General features: G+C 60.3%; 16 protein-coding genes. 10 read left to right on the forward strand and 6 right to left on the reverse strand.

What is annotated here, in order from left to right:
* The first annotated feature begins 1 nt into the window (after position 1).
* The 9 genes from BUB04_RS13770 to BUB04_RS13805 all read left to right on the forward strand — a co-directional run bounded on the left by BUB04_RS13770 (position 2) and on the right by BUB04_RS13805 (position 10,110).
* Positions 2-1,345, forward strand: a complete 1,344-nt coding sequence (locus tag BUB04_RS13770; RefSeq protein WP_073040484.1) for a CaiB/BaiF CoA transferase family protein — start codon at positions 2-4, stop codon at positions 1,343-1,345.
* Between the two features lie 42 nt (positions 1,346-1,387).
* Positions 1,388-2,710 carry a CaiB/BaiF CoA transferase family protein gene (locus tag BUB04_RS13775; protein ID WP_073040487.1) on the forward strand — a complete coding sequence of 441 codons (1,323 nt, stop codon included), beginning with the start codon at positions 1,388-1,390 and terminating at the stop codon, positions 2,708-2,710.
* 691 nt (positions 2,711-3,401) lie between these two features.
* A complete protein-coding gene (locus BUB04_RS13780; protein ID WP_073040489.1) occupies positions 3,402-5,207 on the forward strand; it encodes a DUF294 nucleotidyltransferase-like domain-containing protein in 1,806 nt (601 codons plus the stop codon).
* A complete protein-coding gene (locus BUB04_RS13785; RefSeq protein ID WP_073040491.1) occupies positions 5,207-5,809 on the forward strand; it encodes a 3'-5' exonuclease in 603 nt (200 codons plus the stop codon). Before BUB04_RS13780 ends, BUB04_RS13785 begins: the two co-directional genes overlap by 1 nt.
* Positions 5,810-5,969: 160 nt before the next feature.
* Entirely contained in the window at positions 5,970-6,122 is a 153-nt protein-coding gene (locus tag BUB04_RS19415) for a hypothetical protein (RefSeq protein WP_178371993.1), read from the forward strand.
* Between the two features lie 97 nt (positions 6,123-6,219).
* The gene (locus BUB04_RS13790; protein WP_073040493.1) at positions 6,220-7,047 is read left to right on the forward strand and encodes a transporter substrate-binding domain-containing protein; all 828 of its coding nucleotides are present in this window, start codon (positions 6,220-6,222) and stop codon (positions 7,045-7,047) included.
* Positions 7,048-7,143: 96 nt separating this feature from the next.
* The gene (locus tag BUB04_RS13795; protein ID WP_073040495.1) at positions 7,144-8,145 is read left to right on the forward strand and encodes an amino acid ABC transporter permease; all 1,002 of its coding nucleotides are present in this window, start codon (positions 7,144-7,146) and stop codon (positions 8,143-8,145) included.
* Entirely contained in the window at positions 8,142-8,873 is a 732-nt protein-coding gene (locus tag BUB04_RS13800) for an amino acid ABC transporter ATP-binding protein (protein WP_073040497.1), read from the forward strand. The genes BUB04_RS13795 and BUB04_RS13800 overlap by 4 nt, the downstream gene beginning before the upstream one ends.
* A 376-nt stretch (positions 8,874-9,249) precedes the next feature.
* Positions 9,250-10,110 (forward strand): universal stress protein, encoded by an 861-nt coding sequence (locus BUB04_RS13805; RefSeq protein WP_178371995.1) that lies wholly within the window; start codon positions 9,250-9,252, stop codon positions 10,108-10,110.
* Between the two features lie 78 nt (positions 10,111-10,188).
* Here the strand turns inward: BUB04_RS13805 and BUB04_RS13810 are convergent, their stop codons facing one another.
* The 3 genes from BUB04_RS13810 to BUB04_RS13820 all read right to left on the reverse strand — a co-directional run bounded on the left by BUB04_RS13810 (position 10,189) and on the right by BUB04_RS13820 (position 14,818).
* Positions 10,189-11,214, reverse strand: a complete 1,026-nt coding sequence (locus BUB04_RS13810) for a uroporphyrinogen decarboxylase/cobalamine-independent methonine synthase family protein (protein WP_073040502.1) — start codon at positions 11,212-11,214, stop codon at positions 10,189-10,191.
* Between the two features lie 575 nt (positions 11,215-11,789).
* On the reverse strand, positions 11,790-13,421 hold the full coding sequence (gene hcp, locus BUB04_RS13815) for a hydroxylamine reductase (RefSeq protein ID WP_073040504.1): 1,632 nt from the start codon (positions 13,419-13,421) through the stop codon (positions 11,790-11,792).
* Between the two features lie 251 nt (positions 13,422-13,672).
* Positions 13,673-14,818 carry a radical SAM protein gene (locus tag BUB04_RS13820; protein ID WP_073040506.1) on the reverse strand — a complete coding sequence of 382 codons (1,146 nt, stop codon included), beginning with the start codon at positions 14,816-14,818 and terminating at the stop codon, positions 13,673-13,675.
* A 343-nt stretch (positions 14,819-15,161) separates the two neighbouring features.
* Here BUB04_RS13820 and BUB04_RS13825 point away from each other — a divergent pair, with 343 nt between their 5' ends.
* Positions 15,162-15,482 (forward strand): recombinase family protein, encoded by a 321-nt coding sequence (locus BUB04_RS13825; RefSeq protein WP_073040508.1) that lies wholly within the window; start codon positions 15,162-15,164, stop codon positions 15,480-15,482.
* Between the two features lie 71 nt (positions 15,483-15,553).
* Here BUB04_RS13825 and BUB04_RS13830 read toward each other — a convergent pair whose 3' ends face one another.
* The 3 genes from BUB04_RS13830 to BUB04_RS13840 all read right to left on the reverse strand — a co-directional run.
* Complete coding sequence (locus tag BUB04_RS13830) at positions 15,554-15,952, reverse strand: Hsp20/alpha crystallin family protein (RefSeq protein ID WP_073040510.1); 399 nt, start codon at positions 15,950-15,952, stop codon at positions 15,554-15,556.
* A gap of 39 nt (positions 15,953-15,991) precedes the next feature.
* Positions 15,992-16,456, reverse strand: coding sequence for an Hsp20/alpha crystallin family protein (locus BUB04_RS13835; RefSeq protein WP_073040512.1), 465 nt, complete (start codon positions 16,454-16,456; stop codon positions 15,992-15,994).
* A gap of 159 nt (positions 16,457-16,615) precedes the next feature.
* Positions 16,616-16,853: ATP-binding protein (locus BUB04_RS13840; RefSeq protein ID WP_178371996.1), on the reverse strand; the 238-nt coding region annotated here is incomplete at its 5' end.

Here is a 16,853-nt window from a genome sequence, read left to right on the forward strand (position 1 = left end):
AATGGCGAGAGAAGAGTATTTCAAATGGGCGGAGAGTCTTTTGGATCCGTCAAAGACCTTCGACAAGCCGGAGGCCCTGGCGGACATCAAAATCGTTGAACTGTGCACCCTGATCCTGGGACCCTCGCTTCCCAGCTACCTGTCGGAATTGGGGGCCACGGTCTTCAAGGTGGAACTGCCCGGCATGGGCGACACCATGCGCTCGCTCACTCCCTTTGCCAAGTTTTTCAACGGAGCCGCTCTGGGCTGGCTCAAGGAGGCGAGAAACAAGTACCACCTGGCCATCGATGTGCGGGTTCCTGAAGGGGTGGAGCTTTTCAAGGAACTGGTCAAGCGGGCCGACGTGGTGGTGGAAAACCTGCGGGCCGGCACCATGGACCGATGGGGGATCGGCTACCGCCAGCTTCGAGAAATCAATCCCGGACTCATCTACATCGCCCTGAACGGTTTCGGCCAGTGGGGGCCTTACCTGGAACGGCCGTCCTACGACGCCATCGCCCAGTCGGAATCGGGCATGGCCTGGATCAGCGGTTTTCCGGACCAGCTCCCCATGAAGGCGGGCATCTGGCTGGCGGACTATTACGGAGGCCTGGTGGGCGCCGTGGGGGTTCTGGCCGCTCTCGCCTATCGGGACAAGACGGGCAAGGGCCAGTTCATCGAATACTCCCAGGCGGAAAACCTCATGCGGGCCATGGACTGGACCTGGCTCTACCAGCACTTTACCGGCAAGATGCGCGAGCGCTACGGCAACCGGGACGTGAGCATCTGTCCGGCGGACATCGTCCCCGACAAGGACGGCCAGATGGTGGCCATCGGCGCCGCCACCGACCAGCAGTTCCAGGGACTGTGCCAGGCCATGGGCAAGCCGGAGCTGGCTCAGGACCCGCGCTTCGCCACCCACCTGGAGCGCCTGAAGGAAGAAAACGCCGTGGAGCTTCTGTCCATGATCCGAGCCTGGGTGGCGGAAAAGACCTACGCCGAGATCGACGAACTGGCCGGAAAGTACGGATTCGGCGCCCACAAGGTGGCCAACGGCAAAGACCATTTCGAGGACGAACACCTTCGGGCCCGCAATTTCACCTACTACGTGGACGACCCCATCTACGGCGAACTCTACGAGGAAGGTATCGCGCCCAAGCTTTCGGAAACGCCGGGCCGCATCAAGTGGGCCGGCAAGCCCGTGGGCTTTGACAACGAGTACGTGCTCAAGCGCTTCCTGGGCCTCAAGACCAAGAAGATCAAGTACCTCAAGGAAAAGAACGTGATCGGGAAATGGGTGGACGTGCCTCCGGGCCGCAAGCCCCCCGAAGGTTGGGACGGCAAATCCGGTGTTCTCTTGGTCTAGAACGAATCCGAAAAGAACCCCTCGCGACAGGGAGGAACATAGATGCACATGGAAAAGGAAAAATCCTGGGGCGACTGGATATACGAGCTGGATAATCCCGAGAAGAACCGGGAAAAGCCGGAGGCTCTGGACCATATCACGGTGCTGGACGTGAGCTATGCCAACATGGCGGGCTGTTTCGCCACGTCCACCCTGGCGGAATTCGGCGCCACGGTCATCCGCATCGAGCCGCCCGGAGGCGACCCGGCGAGGACCTTCACCCCGTGGGGATACCTGCACAAGGACACGGGCCTGGGTTATCTCAACGAAGGCCGCAACAAGTTCCACGTGACCCTGGACCTGGAATCGGAAGAAGGCCGGGAGATCTTCCTCAAGCTGGCCAAACGCGCGGACGTGGTGGTGGAGACCTTCCTGCCCGGCACCATGGACGAGTGGGGCATCGGCTACCGGCAACTCAAGGAGCTGAACCCGGGCCTCATCTACTGCGCCCTCTACACCTACGGGCAGTTCGGGCCCAAGGCCGCCTGCGGCAAGGCGGACGTGGACGTGGTGGACCAGGCCTATTCGGGAGTGGTGTCGGTGAGCGGCGAGCCGGTCTTCGATCCGGACAATCCCAAGCCTTCGGAAGTGCCCACCAAGCAGGGCAACTGGATGGGCTGGTACGCCGGCGGCGCGTGGGCGGCCGTGTCCATTCTGGCCGCCATCCATTACCGTCACAACACGGGCAAGGGCCAGTTCATTGACGTTTCTCCGGCGGAAGCCTACGGGCGGTGCATCAACTACGGCATCACCTATTACTACGGCTTCAAGGAAACCATCCCCCGGGTGGGCAACTACGACGTGGGCGTCTTTCCCTACACCTACTTCCGGTGCAAGGACGGCTTCGCCTTCCTTTCCGGATTCGCCGATCCCAACTGGAAGGCACTGTGCACCATCATCAACCGTCCCGATCTCCAGGAGCAGTTCCCCACCATCTTCGAACGGCTCAACGTGGACAACATGAAGATCATGTACAAGGAAATCGAAAAGTGGACCATGGCCCACACCTATGACGAGATCTTCGATGCGGTCATGGACTACAACAAGAACATCGGGGAAGGCGTGGTGGTCCCCGGCCGGATCTCGTCGCCCATGGACACCATGAAAGCGGAAAACTGGTGGGTTCGCATGGCGCTGGAGACCATCGACGACCCGCACTACGGTGAGGTCACCATCGCCAACCACGCCCACAAGATGACCGAGTCGCCGCCCCGGGTCAAATGGGTGTGCCGCCCTGTGGGAGCCGACAACTACTACGTCTATGCGAAGATGCTGGGCTACGGCCCCAAGCGCCTGGAGGAACTGAAGGAAAAGGGCGTCATCTAGGAGCCTGTCCGACAACGGCTAATTTGCGCCGTTCAAAGCCCCTTCGTCATCCCCGCGAAAGCGGGGATCCAGAATTTCCAGTAAGTTATGGACTCCCGCTTGCGCGGGAGTGACGGGTGGCGGAGTTTTCGGACAGCCTCCCAGGAAGCTGTCTGACAATGGCTCTCCGACTTACAAGACCGAGGAATTTTGGTCCACCTCGTAGCCGCGGGGCTTCAGCCCCGCGGAAGGTGCCATCGTAATCCCTTGAATCGCAGGCTGGATGCGATGGCATATCCGACGTCCGGGGGTTCTTCCGTAGCCTTCCACTATGAAGTGTGACAGGGAGCCATGCGTCCACGGGGAATGTAGGGGCGAATGATCATTCGCCCCTACGGCTGTCCGCTTTTCAAAGGCCTGCTTCATCCTTCGTTATGCGACATGGTGGAAGGGTCCCATGAGCGTTAGGGCTACGAAAAGAGCGGAGACGACCACCGAAGGAGACTCTCTCATGCAGGGGCGGTTCGCCTGCCGCCCCTATTCAAATGGCAAAGACACGGCACCCCAAAGAGGGAATGACATTCTCGGTTGATCTCTCGGGGCCGATGCGCCCGGTCAGGCCGTGGCTATGCAAACGCGGAAACGAGGGAAGGCCACTCGGCAGGGTGGCCTTCCTCCGTCTTGACGTCCCTTTCGCCACGGAACGGAAACCATGATCCCTCCCAAGGAATTCTTAAGAAAAATCAAACCATTCTCTTTTCTTGAAGACACCCGGCTCAATGCCCTGGTGAGCGGTCTGGATGTGGTGATGTATCCGCCCGATACGGTCATCTGCCGACAGGGGGAGATCAGTCCGGCCGTCTATCTGGTCTTTTCCGGCCTGGTGGGTCTTTACGACGGAGAGGATGTGGTGGATTACGTGGCCAAGGGAGAGATCTTCGGCCTGCTGTCCGCCATCCATCAGGCTCCGTCCTACTACGAAGCGCGCACCCTGGAAGAAACCATCTGCTATTCCTTCGATGCCACCACCTTTGCGGAGGTGTACCGGACCCACTCCGCTTTCGCCTCCTTTTTCAGCGCCTTTGTCGAAAGGCGCTTCCGCGCTTTCTCCCGCCTGGCCCGGGAAGGAGAGGGGTCGGAAGAGGCGTCCAGCCTGGTGGAAGTGGGCACCCTTCTTTCGAAAGCGCCGGTGACGTGCACGGCGGACGCCACGGTGGCCGAGGCGGTGAGCCTCATGGAACGGCACAAGGTGGGGTCCGTCATCGTGGTGGACGGGACACGGCCGGTGGGCATTCTGACCAATCGGGACATACGGCGCGTCTTGATCCACGGGGAGAGAGAGAGCCCGGTGCGGGAATTCATGAGTGCTCCGCCGATCTGCCTGGATCGGCGATCCCCGGTCTTTGACGCCTACACGCAGCTTCTTCGGACCGGCATCGATCATCTGATCGTGGTGGACGGAGACCGCGTGGCCGGTGTGGTGACCAGCAAGGACATCCTGGCTCAGCTGGAGCCCTCCTCGTCCATCCTGGCGCTCTATCGCAAGGTGATCAAGGCCACCGATCTGCAAGCCCTTCAGAGCGCCTTCCGAGCCATTCGACTGGCCGTCTCGGAGATGGCTCTGAAGGGAATGCACTTCTACCAGCTCTCCCGCATGATCACTTCCGTCTACGACATGGTGGTCGTCCGGATCATCGAGTTCCTGAAGGATCCCGAAGAGAAGGGGGACTTCCTCTGGATCCACCTGGGAAGCAGCGGCCGGAAGGAACAGGTCATCACAACGGATCAGGACAATGCGGTGATCCTGAGCCCCTCGGGACCTCAGCTGGAACTGACCCAGCGCATCAACGACGCCCTGGAGCAGGTGGGGGTCCCCAAGTGCCCGGCCCAATACATGGCCTCCAATCCCAGGTGGCATTTGACGCTCGAAGAATGGAAAGAATTGTTTTCCCGCTGGTTCGAAGAGCCCACGCCCGATCACATCCGGTACCTCACCGTTTTCCTGGATATGCGAACCGTCTATGGAGATGCGGCCCCGCTGGAGGAGCTGCTGGAGCACATCCACGCCTCGGCCACCAATCAGGCCGTTCGGTTCCTGGCCCACGACGCCACCCTGAATGAGCCGCCCATTGGAATTTTCGGCATCAAGCACCTGGATAGGGGCGTCAACCTCAAGAAGTTCGGTATCTATCCCATCGCCAACGGCGTTCGGGTCCTGGCCCTGGATCACAAGCTTCTGCACGTCACCAACACGCGGGAAAGGATCGAGGCCCTGCGGGACATGAAGGCGCTCGGGCAAGAGAGGGCGGGGGATCTCCTGGAGGCCTACGCCTTCCTGCAGGACCTCAGGCTCCGCCATCAGGCCCACGCCCTGAAAAACGGATCGGCCGGAGACAATCTGATTCGCGTGGAGGAATTGGACAAGATGGACCTGCTGGTTCTGAAGGAATCCCTGAAAATCACCGCGTCCTTTCAGAAGATGCTCAAGGCGCGCTACGGCGTGGAGAGGGGGCTCTGATGCGCCTCGAGGACGCCCGCTTTGCGGCCGTGGACCTGGAAACCACTGGGTTGGACGTGAGGAGAGATCACATCGTGGCCGTGGCGGCCGTCCCCATGGAAGGCACAAGGATTCGGGTGGGCGATGCGTTCTATACCACGGTGCGGCCGGAAAAATATCGCCTGGACGGAATGAAGTATCACGGCATCGCCGCAAACGACCTGGAAACGGCACCAACCTTTGAAGAGATCGCGGATCGGCTGTGGAAGCTGTGTGATGGGATCCTGGTCGGCCATTGTGTTCACATCGATTCTCAATTCTTGAGCCGCTTCTTCGGCAAGATGGGAAGATCTTTCCAAAGACCGCTGGTGGACATTGCGGAGCTGGAAAAGTGGATCGGACGACGGGAGGGTCGGGCCCGCAGTGCGGAAGAACTCAGCCTGGACGCCCTGATGATCCGCTACGGTCTGAAGGAGCATTTCCGGCACAATGCTCTGGCCGATGCTTTCTTTGCGGCCCAGATCTTTCAGATCCAGGTCATCCGAAACGGCATCCAAACGGTGGAACAATTGCTGGGAATCCTGAAGGATCAGCGGGTCTGCAATGCCCATTTCCTCCTGTGATTCTTCCGTGACGCGCTATCCGGGAACGTGGCCTCCTTCTGCTCGGAAACGAGAGCTGGAGGGGCGAATAGTCATTCGCCCCGCAATTGGCTGCTCCTGAAAAGACTTTGTGATTCGGGGTCGTTGTGCTACTTTTGCCGTACTTTCAGGGAGGTGCACTGTGCGAGAAAAGGTGGAGGCGGTGGAGGTGATGTGCCCCAAGTGCAGGGAAACGCGCATCATCTACCTGCCCAAGGAAGAGATTCCCACGTGTCCCCGATGCCGGGTGCCCATGGTCATCCGGGAACTGTTGAATGAGGGGAAGGCGTATTGACGGGCCCTGAGTCAGGCTTCCTGCCCATGGGAGTGCGGCGAGGGGCTTTTGGGTGGTCCTTTTCGGAACGTTTAACCAAGAAAGGAGGAGGTCGGTTATGAGAAGAGCGTTGCAGTGTATGGCGGTGGTGTTCGCCCTGGTGCTTGTGGCGGCCATGCAGGTGTCGGCGGCCGACATCGAGCTGGCCAAGAAGTCCACCCTGGAAGAGATCCTCAAACGAGGGGAGCTTCGTGTGGGCTTCGAGGCCGGTTACATGCCCTTTGAGATGACCGACAAGAAGGGCAACTTCGTGGGCTTCGACATCGACATGGCCAAGGAGATGGCCAAGGCCATGGGAGTCAAGTTTGTGCCGGTGAATACCGCCTGGGACGGCATCATTCCCTCCCTCATCACGGGCAAGTTCGACATCATCATGAGCGGCATGACGGTCACCCAGGAACGGAACTTGAAAGTGAATTTCGCCGATCCTTACATCATCGTGGGCCAGACCATCCTGCTCAACAAGAAGCACGAAGGGAAGGTCCTCTCCTACAAGGACCTGAACGATCCACAGTACATCGTCACCTCCAAGCTGGGCACCACGGGGGAACAGGCCGTCAAGCGCATGATCCCCAAGTGCCAGTACAAGTCCTTTGAGACGGAAACGGAGGCGGCCCTGGAGGTGGTGAACGGCAAAGCGGACGCCTTCGTCTACGACCTTCCCTTCTGCGTGGTCTTCATGGCTCAGCAGGGCGCCGGAAAGCTGGTCTTTCTGGATCAGCCCTTCACCTATGAACCGCTGGCCTGGGCCGTCAACAAGGGCGACCCCGATTTCCTGAACTGGCTCAACAACTTTCTGCGCCAGGTCAAGAACGACGGCCGCTATGAGCGGATCTACAACAAGTGGATCAAGGGAACGGAATGGATCAAGGACGTGGCTCAATAGGAGACCGCGTTTAGACCTGGACGGGGAGGCCCCGGCGTGTCGGAGCCTCCCCGTTGTCGCGTGCAGCGTTCCACCTAGAATAACGTCGAGAATCTCATGGCACGAGCAACCAAGCAACTGAGCCGCGGGGCCTACTTTTTCTGGGCCGCCGTCTTTTTTGTGGGCATCTTTTCCGTCATGGCCCTGCTCTACTACGCCACCCGCAAGGTGGACTACGTGTGGCGTTGGTACCGGGTGCCCCAATACTTCTACTACAAGGACAAGGTGGAGATCCGCTCCGAGATCGAAGGGGAAGTGGCCAAAATCTCCACAAGCGACGGAACCACCATCGTTGTTGTGAAAGGCCAGGGGGAATCGGAACAATACTCCATACCTGGAACGGATGTGCGCGTCGGAGAAGGGGACTACCTCTATCCGGGAGACATCCTGGGGGTGCACCAGAAGTGGAAGGTGGGAATCCTGCTGCAGGGCCTGTGGTTGACCCTCAAGGTGAGTCTCATCTCCATCTTCTTCGGCATCCTGATCGGCCTCATCGCCGGGTTGGCCCGTATTTCCGATAATCCGGCGCTCAAGTGGTCCGCCATCACCTACATCGAGCTTATCCGCGGATCCCCGCTGCTGGTGCAGATCTTCATCTGGTACTTCGTGCTGGGGACCGTGATCAATACACTCCTGGCCAAGAACGGCATGTCCCAGCTGCCTCCTCTCTGGTACGGAGTGGCCTCTCTGGCCGTCTTTGCCGGTGCCTACGTGGCGGAAATCGTCCGAGCCGGGATCCAGTCCATCCATCGGGGGCAGATGGAAGCCGCCCGATCCCTGGGCATGACCTATCCCCAGGCCATGCGCCACGTGATCCTGCCCCAGGCGTTTCGGCGCATCCTGCCGCCCCTGGCGGGTCAGTTCATCAGCCTCATCAAGGATTCGTCGCTTCTTGGCATCATTGCCATTCGAGAGCTCACCAAGGCGACCCGGGAAGTGGTCACCACAAGCCTCCAGCCCTTTGAACTGTGGTTCGTGTGTGCCCTGCTCTACCTGGTGCTCACCTTTGGGCTCTCCATGTTTGTTCAGTACCTAGAGAGGAGGACGGTGGTCTCGTGATCAAGGTGGAAAACGTCTCCAAAACCTTTTACGCCCCCCACGAGGTCCGCGCCCTGCAAAACGTCTCGTGCCAGGTGGACAAGGGAGAGGTGGTGGTGATCATCGGCCCTTCGGGATCGGGGAAGAGCACCCTGCTTCGGTGCCTCAACCGTCTGGAGCATGCCGATTCGGGCCACATCTACATCGACGGGATCGACATCCTGGACCGCAAGACCAACATCAACAAGGTGCGGGCCGAGGTGGGTATGGTCTTCCAGTCCTTCAACCTCTTTCCCCACAAGACGGTGCTGGAGAACGTGACCCTGGCCCAGCAGGTGGTCCGCAAGCGCGACAGGAAGGAGGCCGAGAAAAAGGCCATGACTCTCCTGGAGAAGGTGGGGATCCCCGACAAGGCGGGAGTGTATCCCGACCAGCTCTCCGGAGGTCAGCAGCAGCGGGTGGCCATCGCCCGGGCTCTGGCCATGGATCCCAAGGTGATGCTCTTCGATGAACCCACCTCGGCCCTGGATCCGGAGATGATCGGCGAGGTGCTGGACGTCATGAAGACGCTCGCCAAGGAAGGCATGACCATGGTGGTGGTCACCCACGAGATGGGCTTTGCCCGGGAGGTGGCGGACCGGGTCATCTTCATGGACGAGGGCACCATCGTGGAGGTGGGAACGCCGGAGCATTTCTTCCGCAATCCCACGCACAAGCGGACCAAGCTCTTCCTGAGCCAGATCCTGTAGTCGCGCCGGGAAACCTCCAAAGCGGGAGCTCATGGTTTATTGTGAAACCTAAACTGAGCAATTTTTTCTTCGGGTGTGTCTTACACCGGGTGATTAGCGGGCGGGGCGTAAACCCCGCCCCTACCAATGGTTCCGTGCGTTTTTGTAGGGGCGGGCTTTACGCCCGCCCTTGAGGACCTGCCCATGTGAAAGAATCGTCCAATTCAGGTGAAACGCGACCTGGTTTCGTTGGTGCCAGCGCCCTGTAGGGGCGAATAATCATTCGCCCTTACGGCCGCGCGGTGCGGTGATCTCGTGCCCCCCGGAGGGGTTCAGGACGGGAGCGGCCGTTTGTGTTCATTGCCGTTCATTGGGGGTTCTTTTTCGGAGGGACGCCGTGGAACGACATCTTCTGGTGACCGTGAGCGAAGAGACCGCCTGCCTCTGCGGCGTGCGGTTCGTGGCGGACTTTCTGGAAAACCGCGAATTCCTCCGGGTGACGCTCCTTTACGTGGCGCAGACCCACGCGCCGGATCCCTGGAACAACCGGGAATACCTGATCCGCGGTCCCCACATTTCCGAAGAGGTCCGATGGCGGGGGGAACGTGCCCTGACGGAAGCCAAAGAAATCCTGGTCCGCAAGGGAATGTCCCCGGAGCACGTTGAGACCCTGCTCGTTGCCAAGACCATGAACGTGGCCAAGGAGGTGGTGCGGGAGGCCGCGCGGGGCAGCTACGATGCCCTGGTGCTGGGACGCCGGGGATACGCCGCCCTGTCGGGGCTCTTCTCCGGAAGCGTCACCTCGGACGTCCTGGAACAGCCCCTCGCCTGTCCCGTGTGGATCTGCCGCAAGCCTGCGGAAGGCCCCCGAAACGTGCTGCTCTGCGTGGACGGGTCTCCGGCGAGTCTTCGCATGGCGGACCACGTGGGGTTCATGCTCCAAAGGGAATCCCACCGCGTCTGTCTGTTCCACGTGATGAACGATGAGGGGGGTCTCGACGCGTCCCGGATCCTGGACGAGTCGCAGCGGGTTCTTGAAGAAAACGGGGTGGCGTCGCAGCGCATCGACCGGAAACTGACGGTCGGGGGAAAGGTGGCCGACCTCATCCTGGGAGAGGCGGCCCGGGGCGGTTATCCGGTGATCGCCGCCGGTCACCAGAATGAGTCCAAGGGGCTGCTTCAAGCCATCTTCACCGGGTCGGTCTGCACCTCGATTCTGAAGAAACTGGAGCACGGAGCCCTTTGGGTTTCCAAGTGATCAGGTGACAGGAAACCCATCGACGATTCTTTCCCGTGGTGCGACCCGGAAGGGCGGGCTTGATCCTCCGCCCGCTCGTCAAGACAGCCCGAACCGCTTCCTTAGGCGCGTGCTCAGCTCCCGAATGGCCTCAAAGGCCTTCTCCACGGTGGCCGTTCCGTCCGGGTTGACCAGGCAACACGTGGCGGGAGACAGCAGACTCCGGGATACCAGGTAGTCCGTATCGATCCCCTTCTCATCCAGCCTCTGCCACAGCACCAGGAGACGTTCCTCCAAAGATTCCACCGTTTCGCTTTCGAAGGGCTCGAAGTTGGTGGGAACCATGCCCCAGATGAGGATCCCGCCCCGGTCCAGGAAGCGGCGGATGGCGCCGGTGTACGACACGAACACCTCGCCGTTGGAGTACATGTCCAGAGAAAGCACGTCCAGGTCCAGGTTCAGCAGGAAGTCCCAGTCCGGATTGCCGCACAAGTGAATGCCCCGCGGGCGGTCGATGAGGGAGAAAAAGAATTCCAGGTCGTTTTGGGCCGTCACGTGGTTGTAGCCGCTCATGGCGCTGAAGATGAACTGAAGGCCCGGCTCATCCACGAACATGAAGGCGTTGGGGTGGATTTCCTTGAGTCTCGCCAGCTGCACGTTTACCCGCTTGGCCATGAACTCCAGCATGAAGGGGCGGACCGTGTCGTTGAAGAGGATGGGCCGCTCCTCTTCGTCCAGCACGTTGAAGCCGAAACTGACGGGCCCTTCCAGCTGGCCCCGGATGGCGGGCCGCTCGCTCAGGTCCAACTGAAGAAAGCGGTGGTAGACGGCCGAATAGGCGGGGCTGATGTCGAAAAGGGAGGGATCGTCGAAGCGGGCCAGGATGTCCGGCAGCTCCTGGATGAACTTTTCCGTGGAAAAGCGAAGGGTCCGGTTTTCCATGTCCAGCAGGATGCCGGGGAAGTGTTCCGAGGCCTGCACGTACATGTCTTCGTAGTAGTTGAGGTGAGGCAGCTGGGGCCAGAAGGGGATGTCCAGGGACAGGGCCGCCTCCAGGGCGCGGTCCACGTCCCGGTGGGGCATGACCGCCATGGCCGTGGTCAGCAGGTTTCCGGGAATGGGCATGGGCGTCTCCTTGCGTCGTTTGTCCTTGAGCGCCCTCTAAACACGACCTCCGATACGGCCGTTTCGAAAGACCGGCGGGTGGTGTATCACGATTCGGAGGCTCTCCGGGAACGGGCAAAATCGCTTCTTCCATCGTAGCGCAGCCCTTCAGGGCTGCGAAAAATGCGTTCCGGGCGTAGGATAAGCCGCTTGGATCTATTGAAACGCGACCTGGTTCCGTTCGGCCGCTCGGCCTGTAGGGGCGAATAATCATTCGCCCCTACAGGGACCCAATTTTCGAAGGTACGATTCATCCTTCGTTGTCATGGGCCGTCCGTGATAGGGGTTTATGGACTTCAGAACGCCTGGTCCCGCGGGGCTGAAGCCCCGCGGGTACGATGAGAAGGGGGTTCCCGGCCTTCTAAGCCGGAAAAACATTCTCGGACAGCCTCCTAGGAGGCTGTCCGAGAACTGCTCAAACCGTCACTCCCGCGCAAGCGGGAGTCCATAACTCACTGGAAATCCTGGATCCCCGCTTTCGCGGGGATGACGGATGGACGTTGGAAAGGGCAGATTAACCATTCTCAGACAGGCTCCTAGGCCGCCAGGATGGCCTTCAGGTCCTCATCGGGCGTGCTGATGGGCTTGATGTCGAAGTTCTCCACCAGCACCTTGAGCACGTTGGGCGTGATGAAGGCCGGGAGCGAAGGCCCCAGGCGGATGTCCTTGATGCCCAGGTGCAGGAGACTCAAGAGAATGGCGCAGGCCTTCTGTTCGTACCAGGAGAGCACCAGAGACAGGGGCAGCTGGTTCACGTCCACGTCGAAGGCCTTGGCCAGCGCCAGGGCGATCTGGACGGCCGAATAGGCGTCGTTGCACTGGCCCACGTCCATGAGGCGCGGAAGGCCTCCGATGGTGCCCAGGTCCTTGTCGAAGAATCGGAACTTGCCGCAGGCCAGAGTGAGCACCACGCAGTCCTGGGGCACCTTCTCCACGAACTCGGTGTAGTAGTTGCGGCCCGGCTTGGCCCCGTCGCAGCCCGCCACCAGGAAGAAGTGACGGATGGCGCCGCCTTTCACCGCTTCGATCACCTTGTCCGCCACGCCCAGCACGGTGTTTCGGGCAAAGCCCACCATGACCGAACCCTTGTCCACCTCGTCGGTAAAGCCAGGCAGTTCCAGGGCCCGCTGAATGACGGGCGTGAAATCCCGGTTGGAGATGTGGGGCACGCCGGGCCAGCCCACCACGCCGCTGGTGAAGATGTTGCCCTTGTAGGCGTCCTGCGGCTTCTGGATGCAGTTGGTGGTCATGAGGATGGCGCCGGGAAACTGGGAGAATTCCTTGGCCTGGTTCTGCCACGCCGTTCCGTAGTGGCCGTAGAGATGCCCGTACTTCTTGAGTTCCGGATAGCCGTGGCATGGGAGCATCTCGCCGTGGGTGTAGACGTCGATGCCCTTTCCTTCCGTCTGCTTCAGAAGCTCTTCCAGGTCCTTCAGGTCATGGCCGGAGACCAGGATGGCTTTCCCCTTGCGATGGCCCAGCGGCACCTTGGTGGGAACCGGGTGTCCGTAGGTGCCGGTGTTGGCCTCGTCCAGAAGCTCCATGGCCCGGATGTTCACTTCTCCCACCTTGAGGGTGCGGGCCACCCAGTCGTTCAGGGAAAGGTCCGTTCGGACCGTGTCCGCCAGGATTTCATGGACGGCGGCATAGACCGCGTCGTCTTCCCGGCCCAGGATCTGGGCGTGGTCGGCATAAGCGGCCAAACCGCGCAGGCCGAAGATGACCGTGTGCTTGAGCGAACGGATGTCCTCATCCGGCTCGGGATCCTTGTCGAATCCCACCTGTTCGCCCTGGGCCACCATCTCCGCCTGGGTCGAACCGGGCTGGAAGACGGCCGGGCCGTCGCCGAAGTCCACCGAACCGCCGGCGGCCTTCACCTTGGCCTTCAGAGCCTCGCGAAGCTCCACGGTCTTCCGGATGAAGCGGATGATGTCTTCCGGGTCGAAGTTCACGTTGGTGAGCGTGGTGAAGAGGGCTTCGCAGGTGAAGACGTCCACCTGACGGTCCTTGACGCCCACCCGGCGGCCTTCGGTGGCCACCTGGCTCAGGCCCTTGAGAAGATAGGTGAGGAGGTCTTGGAGCGCCGCCACGTCGGGTTGCTTTCCGCACACGCCGATCTTGGTGCATCCTTGTCCTTTGGCCGTCTGTTCGCATTGATAACAAAACATGGTTGCCTCCTTGGATGTTGGGGGACGTTGAAAAAGCGGCTTTCCTAAAGCCTCCCTGTTGCTGTCGACGGTGCTACCATAAGCCCGGTGCGTCTCGAACTCCTTGACCTAGGTCAAATCGGGTCATTTTTTTGTGGACGAACCGTCAACGACCGCGGATGGTTGACAACGGTCCTGCTCACCTTTGGGCCGGACCCCATGAAAAAGCTTCATTCGCGTCTATTCGCGTTCATCCGCGGTTCTCTTTCACGTTAGATGTACTGGTCCCCCAGTTCCTTGATGAGGGCTTCCAGATCCTTTCCCGTTTCCGCCTCCAGCTCCCGCCGGGCCCGCTCCAGGCGGGCGCGCATGGCCGGATCCAGAAGATCGTCCACGGATCGAAGGGCGCCGCCGCGGCGGCCGAGCCGGTACAGAAGCCGGTCTTCGTCCGGCAGGGACAGGTACCGGTCGATGGTTGCGAGCATCCGGTCCTTGTCCTGAGGAAACGTGCCCTCCACGTTTTCCAGAAGATTCATGATGTGGTCGGAGGTGAGGGTGCTGTGGATGCCCTCCAGGTTTTCGATGAGAAGGCGAATCTCCCGCACCGTGTCGTCATCGGAAAGCGGTTCGAAGGAACCGGCCCGAAGATCTTCGTAAAGCGGGGTGTTCGGAGGGATCCGAAGGCTCCGCAAACGGATGAAATGGGGATCGACGGCGTTGAGCACCCGGGCCGTTTCCAGGGCGTGCTCCCGGCTCCACCGCACGCCTCCAAGGCCCGGCATGATGTATTCGGAAAGGGTCATGCCCGCCTCCATCACCTTCCGGCCCGCCTCGATGTGCTGATCCGCCGTGGCGCCCTTTTCCATGAAGCGAAGGACCGTGTCGGACCCGCTTTCCAGGCCGATGTGAATCCGGTCCAGCCCCGCCTCCCGGATCTCCTTGAGCTCCTCCAAGCTCTTTCGGGCGATGGTGTTGCTTCTTCCGTAGGACGTCACCCGGGTGATTCCCGGCACGCGCTCCCTCAGGTAGCGCAAAGCCTCCACCAGATCGCCGGTTCTCATGATCAGATTGTTGGCGTCCTGCAAAAAGACGGTGCCCTCCCCATGGTAGGCCCAGACGGCCACGTGGCGATAGCAGCCTCCCTTGGCGGGGTCGGTGAGCGCCCGGTTGACCACGACCGGACTCAGGGCGCCCCCTTCCCCCAGGGACCAGGAGAGGGCCTTCAGGTCGTCCAGAATGTTTCGAACGGCGTCGATATCCGCCTTGATTTCCGAAAGCGGGCGCCGGCTGAAGGGGCGGCCCTTGTAGACGGGGCAGAACCGGCATCGATTCCAGGGACAGTTCCGAGTGAATCGAAGCAGCAGACTCTTGGCTTCGCTGGGCGGTCGAATGGGACCCTGTTCGAACGTGAACGACACGAAAACTCCCTCCTTTTCTTCAGATTTGGAACTTCTAAAATGTAAGCGTTGTGGGCGGAAAAGCCAATGCCTCCGGGGCGGGTTGCTTTCCTCAAACGCCTCCACTATAGTTGCGCCGAAACTCATCGGCAGAGTGCCCGTTTCGCACATGACAACATGTGGAGAGCCCTTGGTTGGGCGCGTTGACATAAACCCCCGTCACGGGAAGCCCGTGACAACGAAGGATGAAACGCACCTTTGGAAGGCAGGTCCCTGTAGGGGCGAATGATTATTCGCCCCTACAGGCCGCGCGCACGAACGGAACCAGGTCGCGTTTCATATAAGCGGAGGAGACCGAGGAATCATGGACGAGAAGTTCACCGCCATCTATCTCATGGTGCGCCACGACGAACTGACCCCCGAGGACGGGGATTCCTACGAACGCCCGCTGGCTGCCCAGAAGGAAGCCTGCTTGAAACGCCTCAAGGAGGCGGCTCCCGAGGAAGCCGACGAACCGGTGGAGGTTTACATCAGCCGCCGCCAGCTCTTCATGGACATCGAACGGCAGAAGGTCAAACGCCTGGTGGTGCACGACCTGGATCGGCTGGCCGCCACCCCCGAGGAATTGGAAGGGATCATGTTCGAGCTTCGTTCGGCGGGGATTCCCGTTCTCACGGTGAAGTAGAAAAAAGGGAGCGGGGCCCGGAGGCCCCGCTCCTTTCCGGCTTTGTACCGCCGATCTTGAAAACCGGAGTGCTACCCGGTCTTGACCGTAATCTTCCTGGGCTTGGCCTTGTCCACCTTGGGCAGGGTGAGCGTGAGGACTCCGTCCTTCATGGCCGCCTCGATCTTGGACTGGTCGATGATCCTGCCCAGAGTGAACTGACGGTAGTAGTCGCCCACGCCGTATTCGCGAAGGAGGACCGTTTCGCCGTCTCCTTCCACGGTCACCGTGCCGCGGATGGTGAGCTGGTCGTCCCGGAGGTCGATGTCCACGTTCTCCGGCGCCACGCCCGGCATATCCGCCACCACGGTGAGCGCTTCTTCCGACTCATAGATGTCCACGGCCGGAACGTAGACCGGAATGTTGCGGGTGCTTTCCGCCTGGGTCTGAACTTCCTGTTTTTCCCTCACTTCAATGTCCTTTTCCGCCATGGTTGTCACCCCCTTTGCCGACTTGATTCCCGAAACCGTTTATTGGGTCTTCACCGGAATCTGCTTCGGCCGGACTTCTTCCGCCTTGGGCAGCACGATGGTCAAGACGCCGTTCTTGAAGGTGGCGTCCACGGCATCCACGTTGATCCGGGTGGGCAGGGTCAAGCTCCGGCGGAATCGTCCGAACTCCCTTTCGCGACGGTGATAGCTCACCTTGTCGCTCACTTCGGCGGGCTTGCGTTCACCGCGGATGGTCAGGGTGTCGCCTTCCACGGAAATTTCGATGTCGTCGGGGTTCATGCCGGGCAGTTCGGCGCGCACGTAGATGTTGTTCTTGTCCTCACTCACGTTGAGAAGGGGAAACACCCCTACGCGCCCGGGTCGCAGCCCCCGAAAGCCGGTGAAAAGCCGGTCCATCTCGGAACGGAGCCGTTCCATCTCCCGTTCCATTTCCGCGAACGGTCGAAACAGATCGTTGGGTGCGGACCATCGAAGCAGTGCCATGGCAAGTCCCTCCTTTCTCATTGATATTGTTGTGGAAATTGCTTCCCGTTTCGTCCGAGCAAAAATTAAGTACACCCCCCAAACCTGTCAAGGCTGTCAATGGCCAGTTATTTTGACCCTTTTTTGGACAACAATTTTGACCCACTTGGGACGAAAAAATCAGCCTTGTCGTTTCTGTCTCAGTCGATAGCTTTCCCCTCCCATGATGAAGATGTGTGAATGGTGAATGAGGCGGTCCACGATGGGCACAACGACGTTGTCGTCATGGAAGAACTCGCCCCAGGCGGTAAACTCCTTGTTGGTGGTGATGATCACGGAACGGTATTCGTAAAGGGCGTTGACCAGCTGAAAGAGGTTGTAGCGTGCCTGCCGGCTCATGGGCAGATATCCCAGTTCG

This window comes from Desulfacinum infernum DSM 9756, assembly GCF_900129305.1.
Lineage (GTDB): Bacteria > Desulfobacterota > Syntrophobacteria > Syntrophobacterales > DSM-9756 > Desulfacinum > Desulfacinum infernum.

Excerpts from the sequence above, each read along its gene's own strand:
- BUB04_RS13770 (WP_073040484.1), top strand. The coding sequence starts at position 2 with ATGGCGAGAGAAGAGTATTTCAAATGGGCGGAGAGTCTTTTGGATCCG.
- BUB04_RS13775 (WP_073040487.1), top strand. The coding sequence starts at position 1,388 with ATGCACATGGAAAAGGAAAAATCCTGGGGCGACTGGATATACGAGCTG.
- BUB04_RS13780 (WP_073040489.1), top strand. The coding sequence starts at position 3,402 with ATGATCCCTCCCAAGGAATTCTTAAGAAAAATCAAACCATTCTCTTTT.
- BUB04_RS13785 (WP_073040491.1), top strand. The coding sequence starts at position 5,207 with ATGCGCCTCGAGGACGCCCGCTTTGCGGCCGTGGACCTGGAAACCACT.
- BUB04_RS13790 (WP_073040493.1), top strand. The coding sequence starts at position 6,220 with ATGAGAAGAGCGTTGCAGTGTATGGCGGTGGTGTTCGCCCTGGTGCTT.
- BUB04_RS13795 (WP_073040495.1), top strand. The coding sequence starts at position 7,144 with ATGGCACGAGCAACCAAGCAACTGAGCCGCGGGGCCTACTTTTTCTGG.
- BUB04_RS13810 (WP_073040502.1), bottom strand. The coding sequence starts at position 11,214 with ATGCCCATTCCCGGAAACCTGCTGACCACGGCCATGGCGGTCATGCCC.
- hcp (WP_073040504.1), bottom strand. The coding sequence starts at position 13,421 with ATGTTTTGTTATCAATGCGAACAGACGGCCAAAGGACAAGGATGCACC.
- BUB04_RS13825 (WP_073040508.1), top strand. The coding sequence starts at position 15,162 with ATGGACGAGAAGTTCACCGCCATCTATCTCATGGTGCGCCACGACGAA.
- BUB04_RS13830 (WP_073040510.1), bottom strand. The coding sequence starts at position 15,952 with ATGGCGGAAAAGGACATTGAAGTGAGGGAAAAACAGGAAGTTCAGACC.
- BUB04_RS13835 (WP_073040512.1), bottom strand. The coding sequence starts at position 16,456 with ATGGCACTGCTTCGATGGTCCGCACCCAACGATCTGTTTCGACCGTTC.